13 protein-coding genes and 2 tRNA genes are annotated in these 23,588 nt (G+C 69.6%); 9 read left to right on the top strand and 6 right to left on the bottom strand.

What is annotated here, in order from left to right:
• The first annotated feature begins 37 nt into the window (after positions 1-37).
• Positions 38-655, top strand: a complete 618-nt coding sequence (locus ACZ6ZD_RS00285) for a PPA1309 family protein (protein WP_465666781.1) — start codon at positions 38-40, stop codon at positions 653-655.
• Positions 652-3,621, top strand: coding sequence for a UPF0182 family membrane protein (locus ACZ6ZD_RS00280; protein ID WP_465666779.1), 2,970 nt, complete (start codon positions 652-654; stop codon positions 3,619-3,621). The genes ACZ6ZD_RS00285 and ACZ6ZD_RS00280 overlap by 4 nt, the downstream gene beginning before the upstream one ends.
• Before the next feature lie 173 nt (positions 3,622-3,794).
• On the opposite strand, the gene ACZ6ZD_RS00275 is transcribed toward ACZ6ZD_RS00280, so the two are convergent.
• Positions 3,795-4,367: a hypothetical protein gene (locus tag ACZ6ZD_RS00275; protein ID WP_465666778.1), complete on the bottom strand. Its 573-nt coding sequence runs from the start codon at positions 4,365-4,367 to the stop codon at positions 3,795-3,797.
• A gap of 117 nt (positions 4,368-4,484) precedes the next feature.
• Entirely contained in the window at positions 4,485-5,450 is a 966-nt protein-coding gene (locus ACZ6ZD_RS00270) for a GNAT family N-acetyltransferase (protein WP_465666776.1), read from the bottom strand.
• 104 nt (positions 5,451-5,554) lie between these two features.
• Here ACZ6ZD_RS00270 and ACZ6ZD_RS00265 point away from each other — a divergent pair.
• From ACZ6ZD_RS00265 to ACZ6ZD_RS00255, 3 genes are all read left to right on the top strand, one after another.
• Positions 5,555-5,628: transfer RNA gene (locus ACZ6ZD_RS00265), tRNA-Met, on the top strand.
• A 201-nt stretch (positions 5,629-5,829) separates the two neighbouring features.
• Positions 5,830-6,921, top strand: coding sequence for a DUF3103 family protein (locus ACZ6ZD_RS00260; protein WP_465666774.1), 1,092 nt, complete (start codon positions 5,830-5,832; stop codon positions 6,919-6,921).
• Positions 6,922-8,016, top strand: coding sequence for a hypothetical protein (locus ACZ6ZD_RS00255; RefSeq protein ID WP_465666772.1), 1,095 nt, complete (start codon positions 6,922-6,924; stop codon positions 8,014-8,016).
• A 49-nt stretch (positions 8,017-8,065) separates the two neighbouring features.
• Here ACZ6ZD_RS00255 and ACZ6ZD_RS00250 read toward each other — a convergent pair whose 3' ends face one another.
• The 3 genes from ACZ6ZD_RS00250 to ACZ6ZD_RS00240 form a co-directional block, all read right to left on the bottom strand.
• Positions 8,066-9,409, bottom strand: coding sequence for a discoidin domain-containing protein (locus tag ACZ6ZD_RS00250; RefSeq protein WP_465666770.1), 1,344 nt, complete (start codon positions 9,407-9,409; stop codon positions 8,066-8,068).
• Positions 9,406-10,662, bottom strand: coding sequence for a heparin lyase I family protein (locus ACZ6ZD_RS00245; RefSeq protein WP_465666768.1), 1,257 nt, complete (start codon positions 10,660-10,662; stop codon positions 9,406-9,408). Before ACZ6ZD_RS00245 ends, ACZ6ZD_RS00250 begins: the two co-directional genes overlap by 4 nt.
• 93 nt (positions 10,663-10,755) lie before the next feature.
• Positions 10,756-13,359 carry a helix-turn-helix transcriptional regulator gene (locus ACZ6ZD_RS00240; protein WP_465666766.1) on the bottom strand — a complete coding sequence of 868 codons (2,604 nt, stop codon included), beginning with the start codon at positions 13,357-13,359 and terminating at the stop codon, positions 10,756-10,758.
• A gap of 162 nt (positions 13,360-13,521) precedes the next feature.
• On the opposite strand from ACZ6ZD_RS00240, the gene ACZ6ZD_RS00235 reads away from it, so the two are divergent.
• Positions 13,522-16,113, top strand: a complete 2,592-nt coding sequence (locus ACZ6ZD_RS00235; RefSeq protein WP_465666765.1) for an AAA family ATPase — start codon at positions 13,522-13,524, stop codon at positions 16,111-16,113.
• Between the two features lie 86 nt (positions 16,114-16,199).
• Positions 16,200-18,959: a discoidin domain-containing protein gene (locus ACZ6ZD_RS00230; protein ID WP_465666763.1), complete on the top strand. Its 2,760-nt coding sequence runs from the start codon at positions 16,200-16,202 to the stop codon at positions 18,957-18,959.
• A gap of 21 nt (positions 18,960-18,980) precedes the next feature.
• On the opposite strand, the gene ACZ6ZD_RS00225 is transcribed toward ACZ6ZD_RS00230, so the two are convergent.
• The gene (locus tag ACZ6ZD_RS00225) at positions 18,981-21,353 is read right to left on the bottom strand and encodes a helix-turn-helix transcriptional regulator (RefSeq protein WP_465666761.1); all 2,373 of its coding nucleotides are present in this window, start codon (positions 21,351-21,353) and stop codon (positions 18,981-18,983) included.
• Positions 21,354-21,565: 212 nt separating this feature from the next.
• On the opposite strand from ACZ6ZD_RS00225, the gene ACZ6ZD_RS00220 reads away from it, so the two are divergent.
• Both ACZ6ZD_RS00220 and ACZ6ZD_RS00215 read left to right on the top strand, forming a co-directional pair.
• A complete protein-coding gene (locus tag ACZ6ZD_RS00220) occupies positions 21,566-23,458 on the top strand; it encodes a LuxR C-terminal-related transcriptional regulator (protein ID WP_465666759.1) in 1,893 nt (630 codons plus the stop codon).
• A gap of 55 nt (positions 23,459-23,513) precedes the next feature.
• A tRNA-Met gene (locus ACZ6ZD_RS00215) sits at positions 23,514-23,587 on the top strand.
• The last annotated feature ends 1 nt before the right edge of the window (position 23,588 follow it).

The following is a 23,588-nucleotide window of genomic DNA, read 5'->3' as shown; positions in this document are numbered from 1 at the left end:
CGATGGAATCGCCCGGCCGAAGGAGAGATCTGGCGGTATGGAATCCGTAGGCACGTTGCCTCCTGACGCGCTCAGCCGAGCGGTGGTCGAGATCGAGAAGCACGTGAGCAGCTCCGGCTGGGACCAGCCCGCGCAGCTGTTCGCGCTCGTCCTGACCGATGAGTTGTTGCGCGCCGAGCCGCAACTGGCCGCCCAGCTCGGCGCCGAGGACGCCTCCCAGCCGCTGACGCCGATCGCCCAGGGCGAGCTGCCCGGCGGGCTCGAGGTCGAGCACCTGGCCGACGCGCTCGGCCGGATCGAGTGGCCCGACAGCGTCAGCGGCTGCGCCGTCGCGATCGAGCAGGTCGTGCTGCCGGCTTCGGTCGAGGCCGGTCTGCCGAGCGCCGAATCCGACGCGGAGCTGGCCCGGATGGCCGCCAGCGACCCGCGCCGCCACGAGGTGCGGATGGTCGCCGCCGTGCTGCGCGAGGGCGGCCGCTTCGGCGCCGTCCGGCTGCGCACGCACGACCAGGACAGCGCCGTGCTCACCGGAACCGACCTGGTCCCCACGCTGTGCGAAGTACTGTCTTTGACATTCGAGCCCTCGGTCGGCATCCGGCCGGGTGAGGGTCCTGGGGACGACGGCATGAGGAACGACGAGGAGAACCGACCATGAGTGACGGCGTCTACGACATGCCGGACGAGCCGCGGCGGGCGCGAACACCCGGGAGACGCCCCCGGGCGTTGCTCCCGACGATCGCGACGCTGATCGTGCTGCTGATCCTGTTCAGTGTCTTCACCGACGTCTGGACCCAGCGGCTCTGGTACCGCTCGGTGGACCTGGGATCGGTGTTCAGCACCGTCCTCGGGACCCGGGTGCTGCTGTTCGTCGTGGTCGGCCTGCTGATGGCCGCGGCCGTCGTCGCGAACGTCATCGTCGCGTTCCGGACGCGGCCGCGGGTCGCGCTCGCGCCGTCGCCGAGCCCGGGTTTCGAGCGGTACGGCGACCTGCTCCAGCAGCGCGGGAAGATCGCGATCGCGGTCATCGCCGTGCTGATGCTGGTCTTCGGCGGCTCGGCCGCCTCGGGGGAGTGGAAGGTCTTCCTCGCCTGGCGGAACCGGACGCCGTTCGGCGTCACCGACCAGCACTTCAACATGGACATCGCCTTCTTCGTCTTCGACTACCCCTGGCTGCGCGTCCTGCTCGGCTTCGGCTACTCGATCGTCCTGCTGTCGCTGGTCGCGGCGATCATCACCCACTACCTGTACGGCGGCTTCCGGCCGTCGGCCAAGGGGCAGAAGGCCTCGGGCGCCGCGCAGGTGCAGTTCTCCGTGCTGCTGGGTCTGCTCGTCCTGCTCAAGGCGTTCAGCTACTGGCTCGACCGCTACGGCCTGACCACCTCGGACAGCCGGCTCTTCACCGGTATCTCCTACACCGGTGACAACGCCGTCCTGCCGAGCAAGGAGATCCTCGCGGCGATCGCCGTGCTCTGCGCGGTGCTGTTCTTCGCGAACGTCGTCCGGCGGACGTGGCTGCTGCCCGGGGTGGGGACGGTCGTGCTGATCCTGTCGGCGATCCTGCTCGGCGCACTCTGGCCGGCCGCGCTGCAGCAGCTGCGCGTCCGCCCGAGCGAGCCCGTCCGGGAAGCGGCGTACATCAAGAAGAACATCGACGCGACGAGGCAGGCCTACGGCCTCGAGGACAGCAAGGTCGAGAACTACGAGGCCAAGACCACCGCGACGCCGGCCGAGCTCTCGCAGGACGCCGAAGTCCTGCCGGGGATCCGGCTGATCGACCCGAGTGTGGTCGGCCCGACCTTCGAGCAGCTGCAGCAGGTCCGCGGTTTCTACTCGTTCCCGACCGATCTCGACGTCGACCGCTACAAGATCGGCGACAAGGTCAGCGACACGGTCATCGCCGTCCGCGAGGTCGAGGTCGACCGGCTGCCGGCCGGTCAGCGCAACTGGAACAACGACCACACCGTCTACACCCACGGCTACGGCGTCGTCGCCGCGAACGGCAACCAGCGCGCCGCCGACGGCACGCCGGTGTTCTCCGAGAAGGACCTGCCGCCGACCGGACAGCTCGGCGACTACGAGCCGCGGATCTACTTCGGCGAGAAGTCCCCGGACTACTCGATCGTCGGCGGCCCGAAGGGCGGCCAGCCGGTCGAGCTGGACACTCCGGAAGGTAAGGAGGGCGGCGACCCGACGCTGAACACCTACGACGGCAAGGGCGGCGTCCCGGTCGGGACCTTCGGGAACCGGCTGCTCTACGCCACCAAGTTCCGCGACGCGAACCTGCTGTTGTCGAGCCGGGTCAACCCCGAGTCGAAGATCCTCTACGACCGCTCGCCGCGCGAGCGGGTCGAGAAGGTCGCGCCGTGGCTGACGCCGGACGGCGACCCGTACCCGGCGATCGTGGACGGCCAGGTCGTCTGGATCGTCGACGGTTACACCACCTCGGCGAACTACCCCTACGCGCAGAAGGTCGCGCTGGACGCCAGCACCCGGGACACCACCACCGGGCGCGGCACGATCGCGCAGCAGCCGAGCGAGGAGATCAACTACATCCGCAACTCGGTCAAGGCCGTCGTCAACGCCTACGACGGCTCGGTCGAGCTGTACGCGTGGGACGAGCAGGACCCCGTCCTGAAGACCTGGATGAAGGCCTTCCCGGGGACGGTCAAGCCGCGCGGCGACATCTCGCCGGCGCTGATGTCGCACCTGCGCTACCCGGAGGACATCTTCAAGGTCCAGCGCGACCTGCTGGCCAAGTACCACGTGACGGATTCGACCACCTGGTACCAGAACAGCGACCTGTGGCGAGTCCCGAACGACCCGACCGCGGCCGCGCCGACCAGTGATTCGGCTTCGCAAACGAAACAGCCTCCCTTCTACCTCTCGTTGCGGATGCCCGGTCAGACCGAGCCGAGGTTCTCGTTGACGTCGGTGTACGTGCCGAACGCGGAGCGGGAGAACCTGACCGCGTTCATGGCCGTCGACGCCGAGGCGACCTCACCGGACTACGGCAAGTTCCGGATCCTGCGATTGCCCGGCAACGTGCAGATCCCTGGCCCCGGCCAGGTGTCCAACAAGTTCCAGACCGATGACGGGATCAGAACGGCGTTGCTCCCGATCAACCAGCCGACCAGCGGTGCGCGGGCGCAGTACGGCAACCTGCTCACGCTGCCGCTGGGTGGCGGCCTGCTCTACGTGCAGCCCGTCTACTCGGTCCGGACGAGCGGTCAGGGTAGTTACCCGGTGCTGCGGTACGTGCTGGTCTCCTTCGGTGACCGGGTCGCCTTCGGATCGACGTTGCAGGAGGCGCTGACCAAGGTCTTCAACACCAGCGTCGACACCGGCGAAGACCCGGGGAAGCCGCCGACGAACCAGCCGCCGGCCAACCAGACGATCAAACAAGCGCTGACCGACGCCCAGAACGCCTACAACGCGGCCCAGGCCGCGCTGAAACGCGGTGATCTGGCGGCGTACCAGAGCGAGGTCAACAAGATGAAGACGGCGATCGACCGGGCCGTCGCGGCCGGAGCGGTGGTCACCCCGACCCCGACCCCGAAACCCTCGGAAACACCCGAGACGCCGACGACACCCTCCAGCCCGCCGAGCTCTCCCACCGGCTGACGCCCGGCGGCGGGTAAGCGTCGTACCGGAGCGCCGGTACGACGCTGACGGGCAACGCGGTACCGGACGCCCACTCGCCAAGCGCCGACGCAAGCTCGGGGCGGTGACCACGACTACGGTCGGGGTCACCGCCCCGTTCGTTTCAGCGCCAGGTAGTTGCTGAGAGCATCGAGTCAGCCCTCGGGACGGAAACCGGCCGCGGTGGCGAGGAGCTCTTCCGAGGCGAAGCGTTCGAGGTCGATCGAGACCTCGGCCGCGAGGCCTGGCTCGATGAAGTAGAAGACCTCGTTGTCGACGGTCAGGCCGTCGTAGGCGCCGACCTTCACCGGGCGCGGCTGCCAGGTCGCGGGATCGCGCTCCTCGTACTCGACGAGGAAGGCTTTCAGCGCCTCGAGATCCGACAGTTTCGCGCCGCGCAGGGTCTTGACCGTCAGGTCGACCTTGAACGCACCGGCCGGATCCGGGCCGGTCTCCCAGACGCGGCTGTGGAAGATCACCTCCTCCCACTCGTACTCGAAGTCGCTCGGCGACCCGATACCGCCGGGGAGATACTCGATCACGAAGCCGTCCACGGTGTGCGCCCTTTGCTCGATCGACGGGGAAACGGCGGCGGGCGGCGCCGAGGGACCGATGGCCGCCGCCGTGGCGGTCGGCCAGACGCCCACGGCCGCGAGCACCACCGCGCTCCGGGCCACGATACGGCGGGTTCGCGGCAGGACTCGGGAATGGCGGGACGATCGCGACATGGTTGCCTCCTGGTCACCTCGGCGCCGCGACCCGCGCGGCGCCTCTTGCCCAAGAAGATGCACCGATCAGCCGGTGTTCCGGCCGGTCAATTCCGGATCTGTGGAAAACTTCGCCGCTCAGTGCCCGATCAGCCGGTGCAGCCGGTGGAAGGTCTGCTCGAAGCCGAGCGCGGGCCACGCGCGCGACGACAGCAGATTCGTCACCCGCCAATCGGTGACCACCGACGTGTAGCCGGCCTCGGCCGACCAGTTCAGCACCGCCTCACCCAGCGCTCGGCCCGCGCCCAGACCACGGGCCGCGGGCAACACCGCCGCGAACCCCAGGAAGCCGGCGTCGTCTGGTTGTGACAGCCCGCTGTGCGTGCTGCCCCGCTCGATCGACGTACCGATCGCCGACCCGATCACCCGCCCGTTGCTCTCGGCCACCAAAGTCACCGAGCCCGGATCGTCGAAGTCCTCCTCCCACTCGTCGATCGCCTCCTGCAAACTGGGCAGCGTCCCGGCCGCGAAGACCGGCGACAAGCCCTGATGCCGCGGCAGCGCGAGATCCAGCTCGGCCAGCACCGGGATGTCCGCCCGGACGGCGCGTCGTACGGTCACCCCTTCGCGCGGCGGAATCGGCGTCGCGGGCACCGCCTGAATCGCATGCGCATGCTGCGCGCCGAACGCGAGCCGGAACCACGCATCCAGCAGCTCGGCGTCGTCCGGCACGAGCGTGTAGTGCGCGATCCGCCCCTCCGCGACCCATCTGGCCGCAGCCGCGCCGTACAGGTCCCTGATGTGCTCCGGCGTCCGCACAGCGTGACCGGCAGCCTCCACCCACACGTTCGGACCCCACACCGGCGACTGCTTCGGTGCCCCGAGCAAGTACCCGGTCAGCTCATCCCCGTCGTGCAGCACCGCCCCCGAAGCATCCGCGGACTCCCAGACCTTCGTGACCTCCACCAGCGCCCGCTGCGGATCCTCATACGCAGGCGACAACAGCGGATGGCGCTCACGATGCGCCCGATGCCGCTCCGCCAGCAGCGCGGCCGCAGCCGGCAGATCCGTTGTTTCGAAGGGTCGAAGGTCGAGTCGGGACATACCGGGACTGTACGCCCGCAACCACCGCCCACGGCATGGGTTTTCGGGCACACCGGAAACCGGCTTGGTTGCCGAGAGCCCGTCGGCTAATCTGGACCCAGCGACGCGGGGTGGAGCAGCTCGGTAGCTCGCTGGGCTCATAACCCAGAGGTCGCAGGTTCAAATCCTGCCCCCGCTACTACGGAAGGCCCGGACCATCTGGTCCGGGCCTTCGTCATGTCCCCGGGCCGGTGGCCCGGCTGAGCGATCGGTACTCATCTTCGGCCGAAGACCGCTCTGGTCCTTGTCGGACCGCGGGGCACTCGCCAAGGTTCTGCGGGAACGGTCGGTGAGGCGGCGGACGGGCTCGGCCTGTGCGCCCTCGATTAGAGGAGATCCTTTGAACAGAAAGACATTCCGGCGGTGGACCGTCGCCGGAGTCCTGCTCGGCGTGCTCGGGTTCGGTGTGGCGCCGGCACAGGCCGGTGCGCCGGCGGAGGAGCGATCGCCGGTCGGCGCGATCCAGCGGGACACCGCCCGGCTGTTGGCGATGTCGCTGGGTGACGACGCCTGGCGAGCGCAGTTGCGCTCAGCGGCGGTCGACGGCGAGGTCGACCTGCAGGCAGTGACGACGCGCTCGACGACCAGCGGTGGTCAGCGCCTGGCGGCCGCCGTACGGGACGCCGACCGCCGGCTGCAGACCGTGAAGGGTCTGCCCAGCGATGTCGGTTCGCTGCTGCGCCTGCGATTCGGCACGCCGGAGATGGCTCGTCAGACCAGGCTGGAGCCGTGGGTCGCCGTTGCTGCTGGCAACGAGGTGGCCGAGCGGGTGACGGCGTACGACGTTCGTGGACAGGCCCACGTGCTCGACGCGAAGGCGGCGCCGCAGCGACCGGTCTATGTGCTGGACCTGGATGTCGCGAAGGCGATGAGCCGCGGGATGGAACTGGTCAGCCAGGAGCTGGCCGCGAAAGGGCTGACCCCGACGGCCAACGCAACGGCCGGCTTCTGGACCTCGCGGATCACCGCGGTCCGGGTCTCCGACGACCACGAGCCGTGGACGAAGGGCGCCGCCGAGATGTTCACCCTCGTCACCGGTTTCGGGCCGAACGGCAAGCCGGTGGTGAACACGGTGACGATGCCGTACCTGGACGAGGACGGCAAGACCTACCGGCCGAACCAGATCCTGGTGAACTGGTCGTCGTACAAGTACAACCTGGCCGACGCCGTGATGATGGAGGACGACGGTGACACCAACTACCGTGCGCTGGCCCAGGCGATCACGTCGGCGCTGCTCACGATCACCGACCAGGGCGCCTACAAGCCGCTGGCCGACGCCGTGATCGCAGCGATCCCGGACAGCTGGTGGACCGACGACCCGGACTTCGTGGACGCCTGGTACACGTTGGCCAAGGCCGACAACGGCGTCCGGTACGGCGCCGCGCGCAACGGCTGGATGTCGCTCGCGCCGTACTACGTCGCGGGGTTCTGAATGCGGCGCACGCTCGCGATCGCCGTGCCGCTCAGCCTGGTGCTGAGCGGCACTGCGGTCGTTGCCGCCGACCTCGTGGACAGCGATGCGGCCGGGACCGCCGCTCGGCCGCGGCCGAAGCCTGCGTCCTACTGGATCGCCAAGTACGACCGGGCGGCCAAGGCGAAGGTCGCCGAGGCCAACCGGCTGACCCGGTCGGCGGACTCGTACGACCATTACAACGGCGCGTACGCCGTCGATGCGGCCGCGGCGATCTTCGACGCGAGTGGCCGCCGGGCCGATGCCGAGCGGTTCCTGCAGCTCGCCGAGAACCTGATCGGCTCCGCCCGGCCGCGGGCCGGCGGGTACCGGGGCTGGGTCTCGCAACGCCCGGACGTTCGCGGTCAGGAGGTCGCGCTCTTCGAGAGCTATGCCTGGCGCTACGTCGGCTACGGGCTCGTGACGATCCGCAACAGCAAGCTGTACGCCGATCCGGCGATCCGCCGCCGGCACGCCGCCGTCCAGGCATTCCTGGAGACCAACGTCTTCGACAAGTGGACCAAGCGCAGCGTGAACTCCTACGTGTACCGCGTCAACACCCACATGGCCGCGCACTGGGCGTTCATCGCGATGGAGGTCGCGCAGCTGACCAAGAATCCGGCCCGCCGGGCCCGGGCGGTGCGGATCCAGCGCGACATCGACGACCACATGCCGAACCGCAGGAACCTGGGCATCCGGGATCAGCTGAAACTCGGGGTGGTCGATCGGGACGCGTACTTCTTCAACGACACCTTCGGCCGGACCGAGCGTCCTGGTTCCGATGTCGCGCACGCCAACGGCGTGGTCAGCTACGTCGCCGAGGCGACCCGGCAGCGGCGCGGCTGGAGCCGGACCGAGATGGACCGGTTCGGCCATCTGCTCACCGACGTCGTGCTGCCGAAGGCCCAGTACGTCGACGGCAGCGGCAAGGGCACCGGCTGGGTCGCCGACGGCTTCGTGAAACTGGGGCGCTTCGACGCCCGGGTGCAGCTGAAGCTGGAGAACCACTCGGTGCAGAGCCAGCCGCAGTTCCTCGCCCAGATGGCGGTGAACGCGAAGCTACTGCGCAACGGCTGATCGCCATGAGGGGGCGCCTGCTACGGCAGGCGCCCCCTCTTCAGGAGAATCAGCGGCACTGCTCAGGACCGCCGGAGTCGCGGACGACGCCGTCGTGTCGGACGAACTGCCATGAGTAGCTGTTGTCGGCCAGCTCGAGCCGGAGGACGCCGAGCTCCATCGCGCGCCGCGCCTCACTGTTCGGCTGGATCTGCCCGAACTCACGCATTCCGCTGCCGCCGGTACCGACCACGAACTGCCGTAGGCCGTTCGCATCCTTGGTACCCGACGGGTTCTGCCGGGCGAATCGCTCGTAGTTGTGGTCGTGACCGTTCAGCACGAGTTCCGCGCGGGCGGCGTACAGCTCGTCCCAGAACGGCTTCATGTTCGGGAAGTTGCCGTGCCCGGAGCCGGAGCTGAACTTCGGCCGGTGCCAGAACGCGAGGACGCAGCGCTTGCTGTTGGCGGCCAGGTCCGCACGCAGCCACTTGAGCTGGTTGCTACCGGACTGGCGTTCGGTCTCGGAGTTCAGCGACACGATGTGCCAATTGCCGAGGTCGAAGCTGTACCAGCTGGCGCCCTGCGGCTTGGCCGCGCTGCCGAAGTACCGGAAGTAGCCAGCGGCGCCGGCGTCGTCGTACTCGTGGTTGCCGACGGTTGGGTTGATCTTGCCTCGTAGCGGACCCCAGGCCGGGTCGAAGTACTTGGTGAACTTCGTATAGGGCCCGTTGGCCTGGTCGCCCAGCGTGAGGACGCGGTCGGGACTGATCGCGGCGGTGCGCGCCGCGGTCTTGTACTGGTCGCAGCTGCTGCCGGAGCAGTCCCGTGCGATGTCACCGACGGCAACAACCACCTTGGTCTCGCCGGTCGGTGGTGGTGTCGAGTCCGGCCGCAGCGCCCGCGCCTCGGAGATGCTGCCCCACAGACCCTGCGCGCTCTGCCAGAACGAGATCCGGACGTAGCGGGCGTTGATCGGCCCGGCGAACGGGTACGACTCGTAGCCGTCCGTTCCGCCCGAGCTCCGGCCCGCCCAGACCTTCGTGTACGCCGTGCCGTCGACGGAGGTGTAGACGGTGTGGTCGTTCCAGCGCTGATCGCCCTTGAACCAGGCGAGCTTGACTCCACACAGCGGCTGGCTCGTTCCGAGGTCGAGGGTCAGGGCGGCACCCGCGCCGTACCCGGACCAGCGTGTCGACAGACTCCCGTCGACCGCATTGGCGGCCGGGTTGATCTCCTCCGCGGTGCTCGCCGTGACGCCGGCCACCGCCGGCGCCGTCGTACAGCCGGGGATCGACCCGACGACGTCCGACGGTACTTCGGCGGCCTGCGCGGGACCGTTGGAACCGCTCAGAGCGGCGACGACGGCCAGCGCCGCCGCCGCTCCGAGGGCTGTTGCTCGAGGCAACCTGATCACGGAGTGGCCCCGATCAGCTTGAGCTCACTGATGCTGGCCCAGTCGTTCTCCGGGTTCTGCCAGAACGAGATCCGGACGTAGCGCGCGTCGCGTGGGGCGGCGGTGAACTTCCAGGTCTCCAGCTGCATGGTCTTGCCGGAACTGCGGCCCTCCCACACCTTGGTGTAGCTGACGTTGTCGACCGAGGTGTAGATCGTGAAGTCGTTCCATCGCTGGTTACCGCGATGCCAGGCGACCTGGGCCGCGCAGAGCTTGCGCACCGACCCGAGATCGGCGAACAGCGCGGCGCCGTACCCCTGTCCGGACCAGCGGGTCAGCAGCCGGCCGTCGAGGACGTTCGCCGGTGGGTTGGCCGCTTCGGAGGTCGAGGCGAAGACGTTCTGGATCGGGACGACGGCCGGGGTCGCGCAGGTCGGGGTGCCGACTCCGCCCTGGGCCGGATCGACATCGGCGAACGTGGCCCGCTCGTTGCCGAGCCGCAGTGCGTCGTAGAACATGACCCGCTTGCGGGTGTCGGAGTCCGGGTTCTGCTTGTTGTTCCACTTCCACTTGTAGATCCCGAACTTGAAGTACGGCGAGCGCGGGCCCTTCAGATAGGTCCGGCCGCGGTAGGACGGGACCATCTGCTGCCCGTTCTTGTAGATCTCCAGGACGCCGTCGTCACCCGTGGACCACTTCACGTGGAAGACCCAGTCGGTCCACTGACCAGTCTGATAGGCGCCCATGTCGAGGATGTTGCCGAGGAAGTCGATCTTCCAGCTGCCGCGCTCGGTCATCAGCGCCAGCGGCGGCGAACCCTCATGACATGCGCCCCGGGTGTCGCAGTCGTGCCACTGGGAGACGATGTCGCGGGCCCGGTCCGGCGCGTACTCGGCCAGGTTGATGCTGAAGCCGTACCAGCGGTCCGCGCCGGCCGGTTGGGTGTCGGGCTGGCTGAGCTCGGCCCGGGTGCCGTTGTTGGCCAGCGGGTCGGAAGCGCGCAGCTCGAACCGAGCGGCCGTGGACCCGTCGCGGGCGCCGCCGGTCACGGTGGTGATCGAGTACGGACGGGTGGTGTCGGTGGCGCCGCCCTGCTTGATCCAGCCGGGCGGTGCGGCGTTGGGCAGCGTCCGGTCGGCCGGGTTCTCCCAGTTCAGGGTTCGGAAGACGCCGGCCGGGTCGGCCTGGGCGGCTCCGGACACAGCGACGACGGTGGTGACGAGAGCCGCGGCGAGCACAGTGGTCGCCGCGGCCGTCCAGGACGGTCTGCGCATGGGATCTCCTCTTTCCGGGGCCGTGGGTCCGGCCCCTTCTGAGCATGCGATCCAGCGCCGGGCGGCGCGTGAGCACCTGATGCCCAATTCGGCTCAGGGCAGCCGCAGCCCCAGCGCGTCCGCCAGCTCGACCCGGCGGCGGATCCCGAGCTTCTCGTACGCGCGATGCAGATGGTTGTCGACGGTTCGGACCGAGATCGCCAGCCGCGCCGACACCGCGGTGTTCTCCAGCCCTCCGGCCGCCAGCTCGCAGACCTCACGTTCCCGCCAGGTGAGGGTGTCCACGGCCGGTGGGCCGGTGGTCCAGGGCTGGGCGTCGCCGGTCGTTGTGTCGAGCAACCGCTGGGCAGCGGCCTGGGCCTTGCCTCCGGCATGCGTTCTCGCTACGACGGCGGCCGCCTCTCGTGCGAGGCCGCCGAAGCCGCGGGCCGCGAGTTCGGTGGCAGCTGTCGCCAGCAGCGCGCCGTCCCGGTGCGCCAGCCCGCACGCGTGGGCAGCGAGCAGGGGAAACAGGTGTCCGTCGCAGCCTCCTGCCACTGCGGCGAGCTGAGCGGCGACCGCCTCGGACGGCTTCAGCCGGGCCAGGTAGTACAGCGACTCGGCGGCGTTGGTCAGGCGTCCGGTCGCGAGGTAACGCTCGACCAAAGGTGGGATCTGGGCTGCGGCCGTTGCCACCAGACCGCTGCAGGCGAGCTTGCGGACCTTCGCCATCGCGAGGTGATCCCGCAACCCGGCACTCGCCGGCAGACGTAGGCTCGCCTCGGCCAGGCCGGCCTCCGCCTTCGCGAGGTCGCCGACCGCCGCGGCGGCGGCCGCGAACTCCGCGAAGATGTACGCCTGGATCGGGAACGGCAGCCGGTCGTCGGCCAGCGCGCGGGCCTCACCGAGGCGGCTCAGCGCGAGCTTGCGATCACCGGCCCAGGATGCGGCGACGCCCAGCTCGAGACAGACCGTGGCCACCTCGGACCGGTCGCCGCGCTCGATCGCTGCGAGGTAGTAGTCCGCGCCTGCTGTCGTCGACGCGTGCAGGTCACCAGCCATCAGCAGCGCGTGCAGGTGGCAGGCCGCCATTGCGCCATGCATGGTCGGCCACAGTCCGGGCATGGGGACCTGGCCGCGCTGGAAGTCGTCCACGACCTGCTGGGGGCGACCTGCGAAGGTCAGCGCATACGCGCGCAGCGTGCCCTCGACGCCGCTGAGTACCGGGCACGGCGGCGAGACTCCGGCGAGCAGATCCGAGCTCAGCTCCGGCTCGGGGCCGAACACGGCCAGGGCCAGTCTCGCGATCCGGAGTTCCGGAGATCCTGGCGCCGCGCTCGGGCCGTCATCGGCGCCGGACGCGTCGATCCGGCTCGCGAGCAGCGCACGTGCGTCCTCCGGCCGCCGCAGACCCCAGAACAGGTTGAGAATCCGCAGGGCGGCTCGCCAGTCACCGAGTGCCGGATCCGGGCAGGCCTCGTGTTCGGCCCGGTGCAGGGCGGCCTCGACCTCCTCGACCTTGTTCTGCGCGACGAGCGCCTGGCAGAGCACCGTCAGCGGCTCGTCGGGCGCCGCCGCCCGGGCCAGGTGCTCGGCGAGAACCGGGTCCGAGCGGTCGAGCGCCTCGACCCCCGCACGCTCGAGATCTGCCCGCGTCACCTGCAGTCCGGACCGTAGGCGCCAGGTGGTGACGCGGAGCATCTGCTCTGGTTCGTCTGCGCGCTCGCTGGCCGCTGCGAGATCGCGAAGCAGCCGCCGGGAGCGCAGGGTGCCGCTCGCCGAACGCGCCACCTCGCCGTACAAGGGGTGGCCGAGGCGGACGGTCGCGCGTCCGTCGACGGTGACCAACCCGCGCTCTCGCAGCACTTCGATCGCCGGTGCGCCGACCATGCCGACGAGCAGCTCCAGCGGAAGGACCTCGCCGTGCGCGACGTACTCCAGGGCATGTCGCTCGGACCCGCCCAGCGCGCCGATCACGTCACCGACGAGATCTCGTAGGGCAGCCGGGGCGGTCGGTGCGTCCCGCCAGGTCCATACGCCCGAGCTGTCGTTGAGTACGCCGGACTGTAGGCCCAGCTCGATCAGGTGCCGGACGAAGAGCGGATTGCCGTTGCTGAGCCGCCAGAGCTGGTCCGCGCTCATACCGTCCAGCGGGCCACCCAGAATGCTCGCAGCCAGGTCGGCAGTGGTCGTCGTGCCGAGCGGTGCGACCGGCTGGACCTGGACGCCGCGCCGACGGTGGATCCGCTCGGTCAGCGCGGCGGGAGCCGACTCTGCTCGTGAGGTGAGCAGGAAGCGGGTACGCGGTACGGCGGCCAGTTGCGCGAGCAGCTCGGTCGACGCCTGGTCGATGTGGTCGACGTCGTCGACGCAGATCAGTGTCGGTCGCTGCGCCGCCAGGGTCGTCAGATGGTCCCGAAGGGCCGCGAATCCACCGGCCGGTCCAGCGGGGAGCGAGGCAGGCAGGAAGTCGGCGATCGCCGCGAGCGGGAGTGCGACGTTGCCGGGCATCCCGACGGCGTGCAGACGAGCCATACCGGCCGTTGCGCAGTCGGCCGCGACCGAGTGCAGCAGCGAGGTCTTGCCGACACCCGCCTCCCCGACCAGCACGACGGCAGGCGCGCCGGGCGGGCGCAGCATCGCGCAGATCGCCGCGAGCTCGGCGTCCCGTCCGACCAGCCGGGCGGGCCCAGGCCGCCGCGCCTCGAGGTCGAGCATGCAGTCTCCCGTGACATTGGCCCAGATCTGCCGGAGCCGCGCTCGCGATCCCGTGGACCGCCAGCGTCCCACGCGATCCGATGCTTGTCATGAGCAATCGATACTCATCGGCTCTCGGCCGGGCGGTCCGGCGGTTACCGTGGTGGGTGGGAGGTAACTCTGGTGGAGGCTTTGGGGCGCCGGCTGACCGCCCGGTGGCCGCTGGTCGGGAGGGATGACCAGCGGCGGCTCGTCGGTGAGCTGCTGCGGAGCACGGCCGGCGGGGTGCTCATCACTGGTGCTGCCGGAGTGGGCAAGTCTGCGCTTGCCGAAGCCGTCCTGGAGGACGCCGCGACGGCCGGGGCGCATGTTATCCGGGCGCTGGTCCGGGCGGAGCAGCGCAATGTGCCGTACGTGATTGCCGCGCAACTGCTCTCGCACCGGCCTCCACAGCGCCAGCCCGCCGGGGTGATCGGTGCGGTGATCCGGCAGGTGCGCGCGGCGGCGGGCGGGCGCCCGGTGGTGATCGGTATCGACGACGTGCATCACCTGGACGACGCGTCGGTCGGGCTGGTCCAGCACCTGATCGCCACTGTGGGAGCGAAAGTCCTGCTCACCGCACGCTCCGAGAACGGCGGCGCGGAGGCTGTGCGCGCCTTCCTGCGCCGCGGTCTGGTCCATCGGCTCGAGCTACCGAACCTGGATCGCGCGGAGTTCACCGCGCTGATCGGTGAGGTGCTGCGCGGGGTGATGGACGGCGTCAGCGTCGAGGCGCTTTGGCAGCTGAACCGCGGTAACCCGCTGCACTTGCGTCACCTGCTCCAGAACGGCGAACGCTCCGGCTCGCTCTGGCGTGACGACGAGCTGTGGCGCTGGTCCGGCTCGCCCGCCGACCAGCCGATGCTTGGCAACGCGGTGCAGCAGGCGCTGGCGGGGCTACCCGATGATGAGGTGTTCGCGCTGACGGTGATCGCGCTGGCCGAGCCGGTGCTACTGGATCTTGTTGAGCAACTGATCGACCAGTACACCCTGGAAGCGCTGGAGGAGCGTCGGCTGATCACCGTCGAGCCGGCTGGGCCGACCGTGATCGCGAGCACTGCCCATCCGCTGTATGGCGAGCTGATCCGCGACTCGACCACTCCGGACGACCGTGCCGAGATCCTCGGCCGGCTGGCCAAGGAGGCCAGCGGTCGCCGGGTCAACGGCGTGGACTTCGCAGATGGGCTTCAGATCGCGCAGTGGCGACTGGCGGCGGGTGAGGAACTGACTCCAGAGGAGCTGCTGACCACCGCACGGCTCGCTCTGGCGCGAAGCGATGCGGCCGTTGCCGAGGCACTGATCCGCACGCTGCCGAGCAGCTCGCCGTCCAGCACGGCCGAGCTCGCACGGTCACTCGTCGCGCAGGGAAAGGCTGCAGCAGCCGAAGAGCTGCTGAGTACACTCGATGACGCCGAGTTGGGTCCACTGCGGTCCTTGAACCTGCTGTGGGGGCTCGGCGACGCGACGGCCGCGCAGGCGGTCGCGGACACCTGCCGCGGCGTTCCCGAGCACGCGGTCGCGCAGCTCGGCATCCTGTTGTTCAGCAAGGCCGATGAGCGCCACCGGCCCGACGAGCGACAGCTGGCGGAGCTGCTCGGGATGGCGCCCGAGAGCATGACATCGGATCCGGTGCTCGCCTGTTGCGCGCTGGTGCTCCGGGCCTATCTGCTCACTTTCACCGGACGCCCCGGGCAGCTCGTCGAGGAAGTTGCCGATGGCAAGATCAGCCCACCGGACGGCTGGGCCTCGATTCGGGGCGCGACGGAGATCTGCCACGTCCACGCGCTCGGTCTGACCGGTCGCCTGTCCGAGGCGCGGGCGACAGCGCGCCGGTACTACGACGAGGCGGTGAGGCGCGGTGACGCGGCGCAGATCGGCTTCCTGGCCTTCGAGTCGGCCGTGCTGGAGATGTGGGCGGGCAACTACCAAGAGGCCTGGCCGCATCTGGTCGAGTCGCGCGGGCATCTCGGCGCCCGGACGCCGTTCCCGATGCAGGCCTATCTGGTCAGCGAGCAGGCGGCGTGCCTGGCCGCATCCGGGCGGATTTCCGCAGCGTACGACGTACTCGCGGACGCGCGGACGACGTTTCCGGTCGGCTCCAAGTTGCGCGACCACCTGGCGTGGGGCGAGGTCCGGGTTGCGGTTTTCGCCGATGCTGCTGATCGGGTCGAACAGCTGCGGGCCTTGGCCGATCGGCAACGCGCCGACCACCGGTACTCGAACGCCGTGGAGACCGCGTACCTGCTGGCGCGGATCGAGCCGAGCGCGGAGGCTGCGAACGGCGTCCGGGAGTTGGCCGCACGTTGTGACAGCGAGTTGTTCGAACTGTACGCCGAGCACGCCTTGGCGTTGGCCGCTGCGGATTCGGCTCGCCTGCTAGCAGTGTCAGGAGAGCTGGAGTCGCTCGGCTATAACGGGCTGGCGCTGGAGGCCGCCGCGGCGGGTCACCACCACGCGGACGGGCGACTGGCGACCGAGCTGGCGCACCGGGCGGCGCGGCTCGCCGAGCGCTGTCAGGGCCTGTTGGTGCCGTGGCTGAGCCCGTTCGATCCGCCGGAGCAGCTGAGCGCGCGGGAGCTGGAGATCTGCCGGCACGCGGCGACCGGCCTCGACAACGCGGCCATCGCGGAGGTCCTCGGGTTGTCGGTCCGTACCGTTTCCAACCACTTGCAGCGGTCGTACGACAAGCTGGGCGTGCAGAGCCGCCGCGACCTGGCGGCCGCTCTTCCGCGGTAGTGGGCAGCTTTTACTCATGCAGGAAGGCCCGGGCGTGCGCACAGTGAAGTGATCGGCCCCTCCGATCACGAGAAGGAACCACGCCCATGACCAGATCACTCACCCGGCGAAGCCTCGGCTTCGCCACTGCCATCAGTCTGTTGCTCGGTGCAACAGTGGTCGCCGGCACCCACGTCCTGCGGTCCAGCTCGGCGGCCGCCGGATGCGGCGCGACCACGAAGCTCAGCACGGTCCGCGCGGTTGCCAGCACCGAAGAGGCGGTCAACCCGGCGTCCCACGCGATCGACGGGAACCTCGGCACGCGGTGGTCCGGCCGGGGGTACGGCGCTAACCTGGTGCTCGACCTCGGCAGCAGCCGGGACGTCTGTGCGGTCTCGATCGCATGGCACCGCGGCGATACCCGCTGGAACGACTTCACGGTCTACCTGTCAGCGGACAACGTAAGCTTCAAGAAGGCCTGGGAAGGCCGTAGCTCGGGCCGTTCGGCGGGGCTGGAGAGCTACCCGCTGACCACGCCGGGCGCGGCTCGCTACGTCCGGATCAGCTTCTGGCAGAACCCGGAGAACGACTGGGCCAGCATCGCCGAGGCAGGCGTCCAGGGGAGCGGTGGCGGGCCGGCTCCGGACATCAAGCCGGTGCAGTACTGGATCGACCGCTACGACAAGGTCGCGACGACAGAGGATGCGGAGTACCAGACGCTCACCAAGTCGGCCGACTCGTGGAATCACTACGACGGCGCCTACGGCATCGAGGCGGCGGTCGCGGCCTACGCGGCGAGCGGGCGGACGACGTACCTGAACAGGTTCTTCACCTACTCGGAGAACATGGTGCGTTCGTCGAGCGTTCGCAGCGACGGGAAGCGTGGCTGGGTCTCGCAGCGGTCGGACGTGCGCGGGCAGGAGGTGCCGCTGTTCGAGAGCTACGCGTGGCGGTACGTCGCCCACGGGCTGGCCGTCGTCCGGAAGAGCCCGGCGTACGCGGACCCGACGAGCCGAAAGCGGTACGACGCCTTGCTCGCGTTCCTGGAGACGAACATCTTCGACAAGTGGGTCGGGCGGAACGTGAACTCCCACGTCTACCGGGTGAACACGCACATGGCCGCGCACTGGGGCTTCATCGCGATGGAGGTCGCGCAGCTGACCACCGACTCGGGCCGGCGGGGACGGGCGATCAAGGTCCGGGACGACATCAACGACCACATGCCGAACCACCGCGGGCTCGGACTGCGGGATCAGCTGAAGCTCGGTGTGGTCGACGCCGACTCGTACTTCTTCGCGGCCGAATGGGGCAGCACGAAACGACCGGGGTCCGATGTCGCGCACGCCAACGGCGTCCTCAGCTACGTCGCCGAAGCCGCCGAGCTCGGCGGACAGGGCTGGACCCGCACCGACATGGAACGCTTCGGTCACACGCTGACCGACGTGATCATGCCCCGCCCGGCCGCCTATCTCGACGGCACCGGCCAGGGCACCGGCTGGATCGCCGACGGCTTCGTCAAACTCGGCCGCTTCGACGTCCGCGTCCAGAAAGCCCTGGAAACCTACAAGTACCAGTCCCAAGCGCTGTACATGGCCCAGATGGCCTACAACGCCAAGACCCTGCTCGGGACGGCGGGAGCGGCGACGTACGTCGGGGCGCGGGCTGCCCTGGACGGCGCCGCGGACGGGGTGGCGATGATGCACCCGAGCAAGGCCGGCGGCCAGACCTGGTATCTCGGCGCGAATCCGGCGCAGGACGGGCGGCTGGACGGACCGGCGATGACGAGAAACGCGGACGGGACGTTCAAGGTACGAGACCCGAAGACCCGATTGAGCGTCAACACGACCTCGTACGACGACAGCCGGGAGAGCGCACTGGTCTGGCGGCAGTCGACGCTGCGGACGCGGGGATTCATGTCCGACGCCAACGACTGGCGCAACGTCGAGATCACCGGCTACGTCCGCTACAACGGCGGGAGGAAGGACAGCGACGCGTTCACCTGGTACGCAAGGGGTGCTCGGCACACCGGCTCCGGCAGTGCGCCGCAGGCTTGCTGGGGGACTGCGTACAAGGGCAACCTGCGGTTCAGTGACGGTGCGGTGCGGTTCGAGAAGGAGATCTTCCACGACGGCGGAGCGGGCTACGTCCAGGACGCTTACCGCGGCGGCGGCGCGGCTCTGAAGGGGAAGCTGACCGGCTTCAAAGTTGCCATGTACAACATCCCCGGCGGCACCCGGATGGAGATGTACCTGGACCGCGCCAACACCAACACGTGGACGAAGGTCTGGTCGCGCGACGACACCGGCAACTGGCCGGTCCAGACCGCCAACCGCTGTGGCGGGACCCAGAGCGAGGTGGTCAGCTGGGGTGGTCCGAAAGCGGTCTTCCGGTGGGACGAGGCCATCGACGTCGACGTCACCAAGCTCAGCGTCCGGGAGATCGATCCGGGCAGCTCCCAGCCCAGCTGCGGTACGACGACCGCTGCCGCGAGCGCATCGGCGACGACCTCGGAGGCGATCAACCCGGCCGCGCACGCGATCGACGGCAACCTGGCGACGAGGTGGTCCGGCCAGGGCTCCGGCGCCGCGCTCGTCCTCGATCTGGGCGCGGTCCGGCCGGTCTGTGGCACGAAGGTCGCCTGGCACAAGGGCAACACCCGGTGGAACGACTACACGGTCTACACCTCGCCTGACGGTACGACGTACCAGAAGGCCTGGGAGGGCCGGAGCAGCGGGACGACCACCGCGCTCGAGACCAAGCTGTTCCCGGCCGGCAGACGTGACGCCCGGTTCGTCAAGATCACGTTCTGGCAGAACCCGGAGAACGACTGGGCGAGCATCACCGAGGCGGCGGTGCTGACGAGCTGAGCAGCCGGGCCCCCGGAGCCGCTACCGGGGGCCCGGAGCCAGCACCTCCCGCAACTCCTCCCGCCCGCGCACCCCGAGCTTCTTGTAGGCCCGATGCAGATGGTTCGCGACCGTCTTACGCGTCAGACCGAGCCGGACTGCGATCTCGTCATTGCCGATCCGCTCGGCGGCAAGCTCGCACACCTGACGCTCCCGCGCCGACAAGGGCTCCGACAGGTCCTCGGCCAGCCACGGTCTGCTCGGACCGTCGCACAGCTCCCGCAGCCGGTTGGCCCGGACGCGGTACCTGGTCGCGTCCCGTTCCGCACCGGCTGCCGTCGCCACCTCGACCGCCCGGGCACATGCCTCCAGCGCCATCCCGTAGTACCCGCGGGACGCGAAGGCCTCAGCCACGGCAGACAGGTCGTCGTACTTCTGGTACGCCGCTGCAGTCGCGTGCTCGGCCATCAGCCCGAACAGTGGGCTGTCGCACCGGCTGGCGCAATCCGTGAGTGCCGCTGCGACGGCAGCCGTTGGACGTAGGCGGGCCGCGTAGTAGTACACCTCGACGGCGTTGGTCAGTCGACCAGCTGCGGTGTACTTCCGACCGAGCGCTTCGGCCCGCGCGGCGGCACCTGCGATGTCGCCGGTCAGCGCGTCCAGTCGCACCTGAGTGAACTCGACGTGCGTATGCAATGCGGCTCCCGCGGGGAGTAGTGCAGCGAGCTCGCCGAGCACTACGCGCGCTTCGGTCGAGCGGCCGAGAGTCGCCAGGCAGCTGGCGTACTCGGTGTTGATGTAGAGCTGGATCGGGAACGGGACGTGGGCGTCGATCAGCGCCCGCGCCTCCCGGAAGTGGGTGAGGGCCGGCCCCATCCGGCCGGCCCAGGCTTCGCAGGTGCCGCGCTCAAAGGCGAGTAGCGCCGCCTCGGTTGGTGCATTCCGCTGGACCGCCGCGTCGTATCTGGCCGTCACCACCTCAACGGCCATGGTGAGTTGCCCGCTGACGACCAGCGACTGCACATGGCAGGCAGCGACGGCGGCGCTCATCGAGGCCCAGGCCCGCGGCCCATCGAGCCGTCGAGCCGTGATGGTGTCTGCCACCTGGCTCGGTCGGCCCTGGAACAGGGCGAGATAGGCCCACAGCGGCGCCGCCGCATCGTCGAGGACGACGTCGCCAGTCGGCTCGTGCGTGAGCTGCGTGGCTGAGCCATTGCCGAAGACCTGGAGTGCCGAGGCCGCCAACCGCGTGGCGGTGGAGTCGGCTCGGGTAACCAGGGCCGCTGCCTCCTGTGGACGGCGGAGATTCCAGAACAGGTTCAGCGACCGTAAGGCGATCAGCTCCGGCGAAGCGTCCAAGCTGCTCAGCGCCGCCTCGGCCTCCGCCGCTTTGTCCTGTGCGACGAGTGCTCGGGCGAGTAACCGCATCGCAGCGTCGTCGGACGGCAGCCGACGGGCCAGCTCTTCGGCCAGCGCCGCATCCTGACCGGCCAGCGCACCCTCGGCGGCAGTCAAGATCTCGACCGCCGGTACGTCGTCGCCGGCGATCAGCCGCCACCGCGTCGCCTGCACCCGAGTCTCGGCGTACAGGCGCTCCTCCGCAGCCCAGGCCAGCGCTCGGCAGGCGGCCTGCCGAGCGCCCGGAAGCATGGCTCTGCGCAGTACCTCGCCGTACAGGGGATTGCTGAGTCTGACCATCAGCCGTCCGCGAATCCGCTCGACGGCGAGCAGCCCGGCGTCCTCCAGCGCTTCCAGTTCGTCGACGTCGACCAAAGCTTCGAGGACGCCCAGCGCGAGCGGCTCGCCGTAGGCGACGTAGCTGACGGCCTGTCGCCGACGGGGTGTCAGCGCACCGAAGCGCTTGAGAACCAGCATGTCCACCCCATCCGGTTTCCAACGCCAGAAGCCGTTGCTGTACCGGAGGTTGTTGTCCAGCAGATGTCGCAGCGTGCGCGGATTGCCGTGGCTCAGCCGCCACAAGCGGTCGACCGAGAGTCCGTCGATCGGCCCCGGCAGCACCGCACCCAGCAGCTCGACCACCGCAGTCCGATCCAGTGGAGCTATCGGCCTCGTCGCCAGCACTCGCCGAACCGCTGGATCGACAGCCGCCTCACTACGGCAGCTCGCGAGCAGCCGGGCCCGTTCGGGCAGGCGGTCGAGGTCCAGCCGGTCGAGGTCGTCGACGACCAGTACGTACGCCGAACTGGTGGGGAGCGGCGCACCGAAGGCGTACACCTCGACACCGTTGGCCCGGCAGCGCTCCGCGATCGCGGTGAGCAATCGGGTTTTCCCGCTCCCGCTCCGGCCGACGAGCAGGGTCCCGACTCCGCCGGGATCGCTGAGCCGATCGAACACCTGCCGGATCTCGGTGGTCCGCCCGACCAACGGCCAGCTCGGTAGCGGCGACGCGGTCATACCGTCCTCCGTCGGGTGGGTGCGGGGAGCCCGAGGCGGCCAGCATGTTCGGGTAACGAGCGTTTGACATGAGTGATCGGTGCTCAATTCCGGCGGGGTACGGACCGGTTCGTGGTAGTGCTTCCCGGACCGGTTGCGAACCCTTGCCAACCGCCGCGGCAGTGCGGATGCTGTCGTCTCCGAGATGTTGCCCAAGGCATCAGGTGGTCACCGTGAACCGATTGCAGGTCGAGGCGCCTCCAGTCGCCGGATTGAGCCGGTCCGCTGTCCGTGCTCTGCTCACCGCGGTCCTCGGCAACCCTGCCGACGAGTTGACCGCACATCGGATCTGGACGGCGACCGCCGGAGATCCGCTGCTGATCGGGCGCCTGGTCACCACCGGGCTCGAACAGCAGCTGCTCGTCGAGCGGCATCAGCGCTGGCAGTGGCCTACCGAGCTCGTACTCGACGTGGAACTCGAACCGGCTCGACGTGCGGCCCTCGAGTACCTGACGGTCGCCGAGCAGTTGCCGCTCGGTGTGCTTCGGGCAGTCGCGACCGACGCTGTCAGCGCGAGCCTGATCGCCGATGGTTTGGTGCGGAGCGATGGGGTCGTTGCCGTTCCGACCGTGCCGGTAGGGGCTATTGGCAAGCTTCGTCGTCGCCGGCTGTTCCGGACGCTGGTCGCCGCGGAGCCGTCCGGCGTACCCGAGGCGCGGCTCGCGTGGTGGAGGTTCGAGGCCGATCTCGACGAGGACCCCGCAGCGGCGGCGGTCACCGCCTTGGCGGCCGGAGAGGCCCAGCTCGCCGATCGACTGTCGCGGCACTGTGCGGACGAGGCGTCGATCACGCGGGCACAAGCCCAGCTCGCGCTTGGTCGACCGGCCGATGCGTTACGCACCCTGGCGGTCCTCGACCAGGCGGAGGCCGCTGTCGCCGCCCTGCGTGAACTCGCCCAAGGCCGAATCGTTCAGAACCCGGACCTGGACCTCCCCATCCTCCGGCAAGCGGATGCCTTCGCCGTCATTCAGCAGAACCTGGTGGACGGCCAGTTCGCGCGCATCGAGGCCGCCGTCCCCGGACCGTGGACGACCCTCCAGCACGCCCACCAGGCGGGCGAGGTTCGAGCGCTCGTCCAGACCGGTCAGCTGCCCGCGGCCGAGCAGCTCGCGGCCTGGTACTACGCCGAGACGCTGACCTCCGCCGGTGCAGTCGAGCTGACCTCAGCCGGTCTCGCCGTACTCGGTCATGCGGCTGCGGCCTGTGCGAGCTGGGCGGGCAACCACGCTCATGCCTGGCCGATGCTGCAGGAGGCCAGATCCCTGCTGAACAAGGCGGTTCCGGTCTCGCTCCAGGTGGAGATCCGCAGCGACTATGCCGCTGGCGCCGCGGCGGTCGGCGTACTGGACCTGGCAGCCGCCGAACTGGACGAGCTGCAGCAATTGGACCTCTCCGAGCCGCTGCGCGACCGGATCGCTTTCGCACGGATCCGGATGCTGTGTCACTCCGGCCGCCGCGCGTACGCGGCCGACCTGGCCGACCAGCTGGCGGACCGATGCCTCGCCTCCGGTCAGCGTGTGCCGGCGATCGAAGCGGCGTACTACCAGGTCCGGCTGAACCCGTCGGCGGCCGGAGCACTTCGCCTGGAGCAGCTCGCGGCCGAGACGGACAGCCCGCTCTTCGCGCTCTTCGCCGAGCACGGCCGTGCGCTGGCCAGCCGCGATTCCCGGCGGCTGCTGAAGCTGGCCATCGAGTTCAGCGAACGCGGCTACATCGGCCTGGGCCTGTCGGCGGGGGAGTCGGCGCTGCGCGCGCCCGCCGCGTACGCCGTCCAGGTGACCGTGAAGCGTGGGGTCGCGGACCTCCGGGCCCGGTGGAACGGCGGTCCGCAGTACTCCGCGATCGGACTGCCGCCACCCACCCGCTACCCGCTCACCGCCCGCGAGCGGGAGGCCTGTGAACTCGCAGCCTCCGGCCTGCGGAACGCGGCGATCGCCGTCCACCTCGGCATCTCGGTCCGGACGGTCGCGAACCTGCTGGCCCGCGCCTACCAGAAACTCGGCGTCACCAGCCGCCGCGAACTCCAGTCCGCGATGTCACTCGCCTCGATCCCGGCGCTCAGGTGACCGATTTGGCGGTGCGGCGCCCTTCCCCCTAGACTCACGCTTCGTAAGACAGCGGCGCGGGGTGGAGCAGCTCGGTAGCTCGCTGGGCTCATAACCCAGAGGTCGCAGGTTCAAATCCTGCCCCCGCTAC

This window comes from Kribbella sp. NPDC104218, assembly GCF_055584105.1.
This window is presented reverse-complemented; position numbering and strand designations above follow the sequence as displayed.

Excerpts from the sequence above, each read along its gene's own strand:
- ACZ6ZD_RS00255 (WP_465666772.1), top strand. The coding sequence starts at position 6,922 with ATGCGGCGCACGCTCGCGATCGCCGTGCCGCTCAGCCTGGTGCTGAGC.
- ACZ6ZD_RS00225 (WP_465666761.1), bottom strand. The coding sequence starts at position 21,353 with ATGACCGCGTCGCCGCTACCGAGCTGGCCGTTGGTCGGGCGGACCACC.
- ACZ6ZD_RS00245 (WP_465666768.1), bottom strand. The coding sequence starts at position 10,662 with ATGCGCAGACCGTCCTGGACGGCCGCGGCGACCACTGTGCTCGCCGCG.
- ACZ6ZD_RS00285 (WP_465666781.1), top strand. The coding sequence starts at position 38 with ATGGAATCCGTAGGCACGTTGCCTCCTGACGCGCTCAGCCGAGCGGTG.
- ACZ6ZD_RS00275 (WP_465666778.1), bottom strand. The coding sequence starts at position 4,367 with ATGTCGCGATCGTCCCGCCATTCCCGAGTCCTGCCGCGAACCCGCCGT.
- ACZ6ZD_RS00240 (WP_465666766.1), bottom strand. The coding sequence starts at position 13,359 with ATGCTCGACCTCGAGGCGCGGCGGCCTGGGCCCGCCCGGCTGGTCGGA.
- ACZ6ZD_RS00230 (WP_465666763.1), top strand. The coding sequence starts at position 16,200 with ATGACCAGATCACTCACCCGGCGAAGCCTCGGCTTCGCCACTGCCATC.
- ACZ6ZD_RS00280 (WP_465666779.1), top strand. The coding sequence starts at position 652 with ATGAGTGACGGCGTCTACGACATGCCGGACGAGCCGCGGCGGGCGCGA.
- ACZ6ZD_RS00270 (WP_465666776.1), bottom strand. The coding sequence starts at position 5,450 with ATGTCCCGACTCGACCTTCGACCCTTCGAAACAACGGATCTGCCGGCT.